The 12430-nt window shown below is 52.8% G+C and carries 5 protein-coding genes and 1 pseudogene; 4 read left to right on the top strand and 2 right to left on the bottom strand.

Annotation, left to right across the window (positions count from 1 at the left end; translation table 11 throughout):
- Positions 1-20: 20 nt before the first annotated feature.
- On the bottom strand, positions 21-251 hold the full coding sequence (locus Pla144_RS03815) for a hypothetical protein (RefSeq protein ID WP_146447967.1): 231 nt from the start codon (positions 249-251) through the stop codon (positions 21-23).
- A 562-nt stretch (positions 252-813) separates the two neighbouring features.
- On the opposite strand from Pla144_RS03815, the gene carB reads away from it, so the two are divergent.
- Complete coding sequence (gene carB, locus Pla144_RS03820; RefSeq protein WP_146447968.1) at positions 814-4218, top strand: carbamoyl-phosphate synthase large subunit; 3405 nt, start codon at positions 814-816, stop codon at positions 4216-4218.
- Positions 4219-4500: 282 nt separating this feature from the next.
- Here carB and Pla144_RS03825 read toward each other — a convergent pair whose 3' ends face one another.
- Positions 4501-5139 (bottom strand): sigma-70 family RNA polymerase sigma factor, encoded by a 639-nt coding sequence (locus tag Pla144_RS03825; RefSeq protein ID WP_146447969.1) that lies wholly within the window; start codon positions 5137-5139, stop codon positions 4501-4503.
- A gap of 309 nt (positions 5140-5448) precedes the next feature.
- On the opposite strand from Pla144_RS03825, the gene Pla144_RS03830 reads away from it, so the two are divergent.
- The 3 genes and pseudogenes from Pla144_RS03830 to Pla144_RS25010 all read left to right on the top strand — a co-directional run bounded on the left by Pla144_RS03830 (position 5449) and on the right by Pla144_RS25010 (position 11880).
- The gene (locus Pla144_RS03830) at positions 5449-7620 is read left to right on the top strand and encodes a peroxidase family protein (protein ID WP_146447970.1); all 2172 of its coding nucleotides are present in this window, start codon (positions 5449-5451) and stop codon (positions 7618-7620) included.
- Between the two features lie 166 nt (positions 7621-7786).
- Positions 7787-8635, top strand: a complete 849-nt coding sequence (locus Pla144_RS03835) for a YHYH protein (RefSeq protein ID WP_146447971.1) — start codon at positions 7787-7789, stop codon at positions 8633-8635.
- 440 nt (positions 8636-9075) lie between these two features.
- Positions 9076-11880, top strand: a pseudogene (locus Pla144_RS25010) (DUF3160 domain-containing protein).
- Positions 11881-12430 lie beyond the last annotated feature (550 nt).

Consider the following 12430-nt stretch of genomic DNA (forward strand, 5'->3'; position numbering starts at 1 on the left):
AAACGAACCAATATTCGAGATTACATAGACATATCCGGACTTAAGACAATGTCCATACTTTCAATACTGGGAACCTCTTTTTTATCTTGATACCTGCTCATGAATTGCAGCATGCCATCGACGTGATCCCAAGCTCGGATAGCAGTGGCGACGGCATCTTGGTAGTTGCCAAGTTTCGCTTCCTTGCGTGCCTGTTTCACCAGCGCAACATGCTTGCTGTAGTCGGCTTCTAGTTCAGCTTTTTTTGCCATCTCACAACTGCAATAGAACGTTTTGAAAAAGCTTCGATATCTTGCATCTTGCAAAAACCCCAGTATAGATAGGAAAAGTGAGCCATGCCATAAGAGAAGGAGTTTAGGGAGTAAAGTTTAAAGGGCATGAATTCAATGCTGTACGGTCGATTCCAACATTTGCACCCTGAAGAATTTCGTCAGAAAGTGTGCTCAAGATAAGACGAGAACTTCTGAATTCGTTACCTTCTACGGAATCAGTAATGATGCCCAGAGAAAATTCGTTGGATGCTGTACTCCTGACGTTTCATGTGAGTCGTGCTGCCCTTATTTGAGCCAAGTAGAAAGGGCAGTTAGGCTCGTGTCCTAGTAGTGTGCCGGTTTGGCACTTTCGGGGTACAGGCTTCCAGCCTGTAATGGCAGCTCCACGATTTTTGTTCAAACTGACCCATATCTCGCATACTTCCGGCCCTTGAACCTTCCCCCCACTTCGGGCTACGATAGAGCGATTTTACACAGGTTTTTGAATCCATGCCGTGCGATGAATTGCATCGCGGCTAAAGCTTTCAACCACGATAGAGCCGTGCCACGAAGAGACGATATCCACCGTATTTTGATTATTGGTTCAGGGCCGATTGTGATTGGTCAGGCTTGCGAGTTTGACTATTCAGGGACTCAGGCCTGCAAGGCCCTTCGTGAGGAAGGGTATGAGGTGATCCTGGTCAACTCAAACCCTGCCACGATCATGACCGATCCTTCCACGGCCGACCGCACTTACATTGAACCGCTCACCTGGGAGATGGTCGCTAAGGTGATCGAGGCCGAGCGGCCCGATGCGCTGTTGCCAACACTCGGTGGACAGACAGCGCTCAACTTGGCAATAGCACTCGAGAAGCATGGCGTGCTGGAAAAGCACGGAGTCGAAATGATCGGCGCCAATGCTGACGTAATCGACAAGGCTGAAAGTCGTGAACGGTTTAAGCAGGCGATGGCCAAGATCGGTCTGGAGGTATGTCGCGGCAAGACGATTCAAAACATTGACGATGCCCGCGAGTGGGTGAAGGACATCGGCCTGCCGGCTGTCGTTCGGCCCAGCTTCACGATGGGAGGGAGCGGGTCAGCCATCGCGTACAATCGACAGGAATATGACGAACTCGTTCGCCGCGGACTCGATCAATCTCCCACCAATGAAGTGCTGATAGAACAGTCGATCATCGGTTGGAAGGAATTCGAGATGGAGGTAATGCGAGACGTAGATGACAACGTCGTGATCATCTGTGCGATCGAAAACTTTGATCCGATGGGGGTTCATACGGGGGATTCGATCACAGTAGCACCCGCGCAAACTCTTTCGGATAAGGAATACCAGCGGATGCGGGACGCCAGTTTGGCCGTAATCCGTGAGATCGGTGTTGAGACGGGGGGTTCGAACATCCAGTTTGCCATTCATCCTCAGACCGGGCAGATGATCGTCATCGAGATGAATCCTCGGGTGAGCCGATCCAGTGCTTTGGCATCCAAGGCAACTGGTTTTCCGATCGCAAAGATTGCCGCGAAACTGGCTGTTGGATATCTGCTTCATGAACTGCCAAACGACATCACCCGCAAGACGACCGCCTGCTTTGAACCAACGATCGACTATGTGGTAACGAAGATTCCACGATTTGCCTTCGAAAAATTCCCCGAGGCAGACGACACACTCACCACGCAGATGAAGAGCGTGGGCGAGACGATGGCCATCGGCAGCACATTTAAGGAATCGTTCCAGAAAGCACTGCGTGGGCTGGAAGTTGGCAGTTTCGGTTTCGGATGTGATGGCACGGACCTGTGGGGCACCGACCGGCAGCCAACCGAGGAAGAGATCAAAGAAAAACTATCCCGTCCTGGTCCGCAGCGGGTGTGGTATCTTCGCTACGCGCTAAAGAGTGGCATGACCCCTGCGCGGATCTACGAACTGACAAATATCGATCCCTGGTTTCTCGATAACCTGGCTGAAATCGTTGAGACCGAAGAGCGAATCCGCAGCGTCGGAGGCTGGGACGATCTCTCGCCGGACCTACTGCGAACCGCCAAGCGGCAAGGATTTTCGGATCGGCAATTGGCAATCATGCTCAGCAGTACCCAGATCGAGGTCAGGCAGCGCAGGATTGATTTGGGGATCGTCGCCACTTTCAAGTCAGTCGATACGTGCGCCGCCGAGTTTGAGGCCTACACTCCTTATTACTATTCGACGTATGAGACAGAAGACGAGATTCCCTCCAAGCAGATAAGAGCTGAGAGTCGAGAATCGAGGGCCAGAATTTTGGATCCATTGCCTGGCTCTCCGCTATCGAAACCCGAATCTCGTCCATTGACGGTCATGATCCTCGGTGGCGGTCCGAACCGCATAGGCCAGGGGATCGAGTTTGACTATTGCTGCTGCCATGCCAGCTTTGCTATGCGTGAATTGGGCATCGAATCGGTGATGGTCAACTCGAACCCGGAAACTGTCAGCACAGACTATGATACGAGCGATCTGCTGTTCTTTGAACCGCTCACCGTTGAGGATGTGCTCAACATCTGTGATCGCGTCGAGCCGGATGGGGTCATTGTGCAATTCGGTGGGCAGACGCCTTTGAATCTGGCCCGTGCTTTGAAGTCCGCTGGAGTGCCGATCATTGGCACTAGCGTCGAGGCGATCGAGGCTGCAGAGGATCGTGAAAAGTTCCAGCAACTCTTGGAACGGCTCGATCTCAAGCAACCTGCCAACGGGATCGCTCGTACGATGGATCAGGCCCGCCGAGTCGCGACAAAGATTGGCTATCCACTGTTGGTACGCCCAAGTTTCGTGCTTGGCGGCCGGGCGATGGAAATCTGCTACGACCAGCAGCAACTCGAAAAGTTCACTGCCGAGGCGTTCGTTGTTGCCCAGGGCCAGCCAGTTTTGTTGGACCGATTTTTGGAAGGGGCGACTGAAGTGGATGTCGACGCGATCTGCGATGGTCGCGACGTGATTGTCCCCGGGATCATGGAACACATCGAAGAGGCAGGCATCCATTCCGGCGACTCGGCTTGCGCGATTCCGCCGTACAGTTTGCCAGGACCTGTGGTGAAAGAAATCCGCGAAGCAACCGCTGCTCTTGCCCGTGAGCTAAAGGTCGTCGGCTTGATGAACGTGCAGTTCGCAGTGAGGTGGGAGGAAAGTGACGAGTTGCTAGGCGCGAGTATCGAGGCGAGGGAATCCGAGATTAACTCGAATCTCGAATCTCGAATCTCGCGCCCCGTTCTTTACGTGATCGAAGTCAATCCCCGCGCGAGTCGCACGGTGCCTTTTGTCGCTAAGGCGACGGGAATGCCAGTTGCCAAGATTGCCGCCAAAGTAATGGCAGGCGTCTCGCTGGCTGAGCAAGGGATCACCGAAGACCCTGTGCCCAGCCATGTCTCGGTGAAAGAGAGTGTGTTGCCATTTATCAAGTTCGCCGGCGTAGACATTGTGCTCGGCCCCGAAATGCGCTCCACCGGCGAGGTAATGGGAATTAGCCCGCGGTTCAGCATGGCGTTTGCCAAGAGCCAGCTCGCGGCCGGTACGGTGCTTCCTATTGAAGGGAATGTATTTGTGAGTGTCGCCGATCGCGGAAAACCCCAGGCGATCGATCTCGCTCGCCGACTACATGAGATGGGGTATTCGCTGCTGGCAACTGAAGGAACTGCCCGGGTGCTGAGCGACGCAGGTATTCCCTCGCAACCGGTTAAAAAAATACGCGAAGGGCATCCCAACTTACTTGATTATCTGGCCAACGATGACGTAGCCCTTGTGATGAACACCCCTCGTGGTAAAGGCGCCCGCACCGACGAGGGCAAAATTCGCGCCGCCGCGGTCCAGGCTGGCGTCCCCTGTCTCACCACTATTGAAGCCGCCACAGCCGCAATCGCCGCACTCGAAGCACTACGCGAAGAAGAAATGCAAGTCGAGGCGCTGCAGGATCGATTCGAGACTGTGAGTCGGTAGTAGGTTCGATAAAGTCATTTTCCGCGAAGTTACTGTAGCTCATGTTACTTGCCAGGGCCAACCACTTTTCCACAGTAGGAATGTTGCGGCGCGAGGGGAGAAGAAACGGTGGCTAGCACCATTCCGCTCATGAGGGAGAAGGCGCTAGACTCTGGTTGTTAGGCGCGAGTCAGTGGAGAAGGGACTGGGATCTGGCTGATCTCCAATTCCTGGCGGCAGTTGTCAATGAAAACCAGGATACTGAAATTCGCGAGCTAGTGAGTGGAGAACAACTCGCTGGGATTATTGCGTTAGTACTTCGGATAGTCCTGGCGTCGCGGCGGCGACTTCCCTCAAGCGGGTTATCGCGCGGACGTACCGAATACTGGCAGCTTTGGGTTCGATTCCCAGAACTTCTGCAACTTCGTTGTTGGTCAGTTCTTCGAAGTGTCGTAACTCGAGTACTTCTTGATCGCTTGGTTTCAAGGACTCGATGGCTGCATGGAGCATGCTATTTCTTTCCGAGCGGAGGACCGCGTGGCTCGGGGAGGTTCTTCTTTGGCGTGCTGAGGCCAAGTGAAAACTTGCGAGAGAAACAGCGTAGTCTTGTTTCACTGTTTCACGTCTTGCATCTCGTTGTTGAGCTCCCACATGTCGGCGATGAACGTCGATTAGCGTTTGTCCTACGATCATTCGCAGCCAGACGAATGGGGAGAAATGTCTTTGCTCGGAATAATGAACAAGCCGCAGGGAAGCAGCGATGTAGGCTTCCTGGAGAATATCATCAGGATCAACTCGGCCAGCCATGCAGGGATCGAGCCGCAAATGGACGATTCTCCAGAGTCGCTGACGATGCAAGGCAAGTAGTTTCGCCAAGGCTTCGCGATCTCCGTTCAGTAATTGCTCGCTGAAATCGCGCAGATTGTCTACGTCGGGAGTCATGCTGCTGCTAACTGGTATAAGTGTTTTGCGAGGCCAGCAATTCTTCCCGGGCCGCAACTATTTGAGATTATAGCCGGACCAATCGCCGTCGGCGAATTGGGAAAAAATATTTGCCGGTGACCTGTAGATTGTTCCGCAGGCAATCCGTTTAAGAACATGAACGACGAATCTATTCCGGGGCAGGAAGGAGGGTTCATGATTATTTAACACTGTTGAAGTGTGCTGTGGCTGACGTACGGGAGAGGCACCGTGCGATTGGCTTGGATTACTAGCTTTTCTTTTCAACACCGGAACTAGAGGAGAGTAGCGATGAAAACCGAGAAAAATTGGAATATTGAGCGACTTGAGGAGAGAAATCTTATGGCGGCCGACATCGGGTTTGATCGAGGCCATCTGCTTCCTCCACCCCCACGCACCGAGTTCGGGCCGCCAGCAATCGTCGGTCAGGCGAGCCCCCAGATAATCGCACGAGACACTTCGCAAACTGAAACTAACCGAAGGGAATCACGCGAAAGCAATGGGAGCGAGCTTATCATTCCATCTTCGCCTGCCGAATCTCGATCTATCGACGGGGCGGGGAACAATTTGGAAAACCCTGAACTGGGAATCGCTGGCAGCCAGCTCCTGCGTGTAGCGGGATCCGATTATGCCGATGGTATTTCGGAACTTGCAGGTGAAGACCGACCAAGTGCCCGCGAGGTCAGTAATGCACTTGCTAAGCAAGATCCCGATGCATCTGGCAATGAACGTCAATTGTCGGCGTTTGTGTATGTGTGGGGCCAATTCCTGGATCACGACATTGATCTGAGCTTGTCGGGCGATTCCGAATCCGCCTTTGTCGAAGTCCCCACGGACGATCCCTACTTTGATCCCGATGGAACGGGGAGCCAGTTTATCCCATTTATGCGATCACTGTTCGACACTTCGACAGGTGACAGTGTGGACAATCCGCGCGAGCAAATAAATGCAATTACTGCGTATGTCGACGGTTCTCAAGTGTATGGTTCGGACCAGGCAACCGCCGATAGTTTGCGAACGTTCGTAGGAGGGAAGCTGCTGACCAGCGAGGGTGATTTGCTGCCAATGGATGAGTATGGGAACTTTTTGGCGGGCGACATTCGCGCGAGTGAGAATATCGAACTTACCTCGATGCAAACGCTCTTTGTGCGCGAGCACAACTGGTGGGCCGAGCAGATTGCTCTGCAGAACCCTAGTCTCTCGGACGAGGAGATTTATCAGCAAGCGCGAGCAATTGTCATCGCTGAAATTCAAGTCATTACCTACGAGGAATTCCTGCCGGCGCTTTTAGGAGAAAACGCCATTCCGGACTATGAAGGTTACGACCCGAGCGTGAATCCGGGAATTGCGAATGAATTCTCCACCGCCGCGTACCGACTTGGCCACAGCTTACTAAACGACGACATCGAGTTCTTTGGCAACGATGGCCGGGCCGTCCGTGACGAGATAGAACTTGCCGAAGCGTTCTTCAATCCAGGCCTGCTACAGGAGACGGGCATCGACGCGATCCTGAAGTACTCTGCCTCGTCGCAGTCTCAGGAAATCGACAATCAGATTGTCGACAGTGTCCGTAACTTTCTGTTCGGTGAGCCAGGGGAAGGGGGATTGGACCTGGCGTCGCTCAACATTCAGCGCGGCAGAGACCACGGCCTGGCAGACTACAATTCGGTCCGCGAAGCTTATGGCCTCGACCGAGTGAGCAGCTTTTTGGAGATTACGTCGGACGTTGAGTTGCAGCAAACTCTTGCTGATCTTTACATGACCGTGGACGATATTGACCTGTGGGTCGGTGCGCTGGCCGAAGATCACGTGGAAGGTAGCAGTGTCGGAGAACTAACCCGGGCGATTGTGGTGGATCAGTTTACACGACTACGCGATGGCGATCGATTCTGGTACGAAAACAGTTTCAGCACAGGGGACGTCAGTCAATTGAAGCTCACGACACTGTCCGATGTTATCCAGAGAAACACGACCGTCACGAATTTGCAGGACAATGTGTTCTTCATGTCTGCCACCGTGAGTGGGACTGTGTTTGCCGATGGCAACAGGGCCGGTTCGCAACGAACTGGTGAGCAAGGTCTGGCTGGAGTTGCTGTTGAGCTATTGGACGACGAAGGCTCTGTGGTAGATTCGACGACTACAGACTCGCGGGGACACTACTCCTTTGGCAACTTCCTGGAAACAGGTGATTATCAGGTTCGCGTTCTGCGACCAACCGCCAGTGGAACGGTAGCTGAGACGACCGATGTGTTGATCTCTGTTGGAGGTCAGGTTGCAAAGAACCTAGATTTTGGTGTCGACGGCAGGATGCAGGGCAAAGTTGGACATCTGCGACACGAGAGGCAATCTCGACCAGGCCCACGCGAATTGGCGTTCGAGAGGCCTTCTGGAAACGAGTTGGATAGTGTGATCGAGGAACTAGCAAGAGACTCGATCAAACAAGCTCGAAGAAAACCCAGATAATTAAAAAAAGAGTTGCGTATTCGCACACTGTGAATGAGGACGCAACCTGCATGAAAAGGAGCTAGTGATGCGAATACGCAATCTCTGTTTGTCTGCGAGCTTTCTGGCCGTGAACCTGCTCGCGATGTTTGCATTTGCTCAGTGAAATCATTTCGGACCCCCGCCGTTGAGAGAACATACAATCACTCAGGCAGGCAAACTGCACTTGGTGCCGGCGACCGTGCAATCGCCAGGCACCAATGAGGTATCAATCGAGATCGCAGGAGATTATCGTGTGATCCGGGCCAATGGCATTCCCGATCATCAAACCGGACGTTTCCCCAATCGGGGAAACCCCAATCGAATAGCTGAGCAATCGTACTCCTATCGGGTCCCTGCAAAACCGGAAATCGCCCAGCGCGTGACGCCGGCTGCTGGTCAGAGTTTCGGTATTGCCGTCAATGGAATTCCGTTCGATCCGGGCGCGGCCGAGGTGTATCGGGGCAATCCTCGGGGAGGTTGGCATTATGAGCCACTCTCCGGCGCGGTTCCACTAGGCATCGACGCCAATCATGCCCACGTCCAGCCGACTGGTGCTTATCACTATCACGGCTTGCCAGTAGACTTGCTGAAAGTGCTTAAGGTTGACGGTTCGTCGCATTCTTCAATCGTCGGTTGGGCGGCAGATGGGTTTCCGATCTATGCAATCTACGGTTTCGCCAATCCCGATGACAACAAGTCCCAGGTGAAGGGGCTCAAGTCCAGTTATCGCCTCAAAGAAGGAACGAGGCCTGGTGGCAACCTGCCCGACGGCAAGTACGACGGCACCTTCGTCGCGGACTATGTTTTCGAAGAAGGACTTGGTGATCTTGACGAGTGTAACGGTCGTGTTTGCATCACGCCCGAGTACCCCGAGGGAACCTATGCCTACTTCTTAACAGAAGATTGGCCGGTGATTCCGCGCAATTACCGAGGGACTCCGTCTCCGGATTTTCGCAGAGGAGGTCGTCCTCCACGGCACAGTCCTCCACGTTGAGGGTTGCATGTGAGTGCGTGAGGAACCTGCCGGCTGATAGCGTCGCATCATTTAATGTAATTGCGATCCCTTTTCTTGTTTTGAGCGTAAAGGGGTTCTATCGACTCGGGTTGCCAGCCATGCCGGACGGGATTAGGTTTACGGGTCGACCTTGTCACTGGTAAAAGGAGTTTTTCATGCGATTCCCTTTTCTTCTGTTGGGGTACTTTCTTCTATTCACAGCGACGCTCTTCGCACAGTCCAAAGACAGTGAGCCCCTCGGTGCTCAATCGCTCGAAGAATTGATTGCCCAGGAATATGAACGAATCTTGGAATCTTACCAGGATCTGACGTTTGAGCAGCTACAAGAACGCTTGGAGCTCATAGCCAGCGGTGATAATCCTCTCTCCTTCGATCCAGGGGAAGCAAAATATTACGATGTTATCCGTCAGGGACTCAAGATGACGGAAGAAGAGCAGACACGATTTAAAGATAACGGCTTGGTGGTTGTCGACCCCCTACAGCGGCACAGTTTCGGGTCGGCTTACTACCAGATCTACGCATCGGACTTGCCAGTCTTGGTGACAACCGATTCGGTTCTGCACGCCTGGCATCGATCCTATGACAATTTGCTGCAGAGGATTGAATACAGTTTCTTGATGCCAACGATTGCGGACCTGCTCAAAGATTGTCACGAGCAATTAGCCACACAGGTGCAAGATGGCAAAGAAATAACGGCGAGTTACCAAGACGTCGATCTCTACCTGACAGTCGCTCGCAATCTATTGGCAGGTGCAGTAAGTCAGGAGTGGGGAGTCAAGTTAGTTGTGCCGACCAAATTCGAACAGGATGGAGAAGCTCTTTCTAGGTTGGAAGACATCGATTCGTTAAGACTGCAGGTCCAGACCGAGCCATACTTCACAGAGATCTATGGAGGAAAGCGCTACGTCGACTATTCGCAGTTTCAGCCACGTGGTCACTACTCAGAATCGGCTCCGTTGGGCTCTCAGCTGTCTCACTATTTTCGCTGCATGATGTGGTTAGGACGAGCCGATTGTGGATTCAACGTGTTGCCCGTAGATCCGGTAGCCGGCATTGAAGTTGATTGGCGGCGCGAACTGCTGGATGCCGCTCTGCTTAGCGAACTGGTACGCGACTCAGGCAACGTCGAACGCCTGAATTCTATTTGTCGTTTCATTGAGTTGCTGACAGGAGAAAGCGACAACCTGACCGTGTCCCAGATGCTGGCTTTGCTAGAGAGCGAGAAAAACACGACGGCCGACACGTTGTTAGGAGAAGATGGACGGCAATTGGAGCAGTTTGCTGCGGCACTTGAGGGTTCTGGTCAGGCTCGCCAGCGAATCCGGTCTCAGTCGATCGTTTCAAATCCGAACGACACGCACAAGGTTCTCCCTCCATCGCTGTTTCAGGTGTTCGGTCAGACGTTTGCAGTTGACTCGATGTTGCTTTCGCACTCGGTTTTCGACTCAATTATTTTTAAAGGAGAAAAACAAGAAAGGATGATGCCAACTAGCTAGGACGTGGCTGCTGCGCTCGGAAACAACCATGCCCTGTGGCTGCTCGAACCCGAACTGCGAAAGTGGAAGTATAGTGCGAACTTGATGGCCTCGCGTGGCTTCGTTGATCAGTTGGCTCCAAGTTTTTGGAAAGGGAATGTTTATCACCGTTGGCTGGACACTTTGCGAACGCTGGATGATCTACCAGAGAAGGGATTCCTTCCTGAAGTGATGCAGGGATCCGTTTGGCGCGACAAACAACTGCAAACGCAGCTTGCTTCGTGGTCTGAATTGCGTCATGACAACGTGCTCTATACTAAGCAGTCGTACACAGGTGTTCCCATGTGTGAATACCCTGATGGATTTGTCGAACCTTACCCCGCGATTTACCGGAAGTTGGGCGAAATGGCGAGCACGACTGCGGATCGAATCGAAGCATTGGAGATGCAGCATGAAATTGCCAACCAGCGGGAAAGTTATCAGCGTACTAAGCAGCAGCAAGTCCGTTTTTTGGCACGCTTTGCTGGGGTCATGAATCAACTCGAGGCGATCTCGATTCAAGAGCTTGCTGGTGAGCCGATGACAGACGCGCAGCGGCTATTCATTGAAACGACCATCGATCGACGCGGCACACTCCCGTACGGTTCTGGGGGCAAGCCCCATTACGACGGCTGGTATTGCGAATTACTCTATGACGAGAAGGATCCCTCCTTGTGGGACCCAATCATCGCCGACGTGCATACCAATCCGAGGGATCACAAGGCGATCCAAGTGGGGGTGGGGGATGTCAATTTTGCCGTTCTTGCCGTGGACAATGAGAGCGATGTGGCGGCGTATGTGGGCCCCGTCTACTCATTCTATGAATTCAATCAACCTGCTGAAGAGCGGATGACCGACAAACAATGGCAACTTCAAATCTCAACTGGTCAAGTACCACCACGACCCGACTGGACGAATTCCTTCGCGGCCTCGCCGACCAAACGCGACTACGGCGGGTTTTTTGTGCGCAGCGAAGGGGATTATTGGGTGGTGTCGGACTCCTTGAGCGCGAGCCAGCTCCAAGGACCGCCCAACAGCGACGATCACGTTGCCGTAGTATTCCGCGGTAGTCCTCCAGACTCACGCCTTGAGGTAAAGGCTTCTGATGAAGGACTACAAGAGCTTTTGAGCAAGTTGGACGAACATGGCTCACCAGCGCGATTTGGAATTACACTCGGTTCTGTGACTTTGAAAGGGCTCAAATCATTGGTCGACGTGAAATCACTGGCCTGGATCGATGCCACCGGCAGCGAAATTGCGGAAGTAGACATTGAGAATTTCCGTAGGCTTCGCCCGGATGTTGATGTGCTGCGTCGGGAATTGGAGTTGGAAACGATTGCCGTCTGCCGAGAGATCAAGGGATTGCAGCAATTCGAGGAAGACACTTCCGGCAAGCTTAAGCCGGGTCAGCCGCTGTTGCTCTACTTGGAACCAAAGAATTTGACCAGGAGTTCCAGGAGATTCGATATGGTGATGGAATTGAAGGTCACATTATGGCTAGTCAACGAACCCAACTCCCTCGTGGCCCATCAGATTACTGAACCACTCGAGCTACAAAACTTCCAACCAGGAGATCTCAAATATGCCACTTTGAGTCTCGTTATCCCGGAATCGCTAAAAAGAGGAACCTACAAGTTGGTTGTGGAGATTGAGGACGTGGCTGCCCGGCCCTCGTGCATAGCTTCGGAAGAAATCGTGCTAGAGTATTGATCCGGCAGACATTTTTTTACGACAGGTTCGCCGCATTATGCTGTTGGCGGAAAGCTATGATGAGCTTTCGCGATTTGGGCCGAGCAAATTCTTTTTCTCTACGGAGTTGTCTGACTCAAGTAGCTCACACGGTGAATTGATGCCAGCAGCATGTCGAGCCATCTCGCTAGGTCGTTTATCCATTGTGAAAAAGTGAAAGGCCCTGCTGGTTAGGCCAGGTTAAAAGAAAACACGGGCCAGAACTATTTTCCGTGTTTTGTCACTTTCTTCGGCCTCCTGTGCGGTGGAATCGCCAGGTCGAGATCCAGTTTCTTGGCCATTCGTTTGACCCAAGCTTCGTTCCCGTAAGGAAGTCCTGTCCTATTCGAGCGACGTATTTGATTGAGTAGCGCCTCCTCAAGAGGTGCCTGGACCTGCTTGGAGAATTCAATACAGTCGGGAGTCGCTGTTTGACTCCGGTGAAAAGTTCCAGACTACGATGACAAACTTGAGCTACAGACCCTGGAGGTTCATCTGGCCAAGCATTTATGAGTGTAGAAAGATGGTGAGA

It is taken from the genome of Bythopirellula polymerisocia (assembly GCF_007860015.1).
GTDB classification, from domain to species: Bacteria; Planctomycetota; Planctomycetia; order Pirellulales; family Lacipirellulaceae; genus Bythopirellula; species Bythopirellula polymerisocia.

Coding starts and splice junctions, on each gene's coding strand:
- Pla144_RS03815 (WP_146447967.1), bottom strand. CDS start 251: ATGGCAAAAAAAGCTGAACTAGAAGCCGACTACAGCAAGCATGTTGCG.
- Pla144_RS03825 (WP_146447969.1), bottom strand. CDS start 5,139: ATGACTCCCGACGTAGACAATCTGCGCGATTTCAGCGAGCAATTACTG.
- Pla144_RS03830 (WP_146447970.1), top strand. CDS start 5,449: ATGAAAACCGAGAAAAATTGGAATATTGAGCGACTTGAGGAGAGAAAT.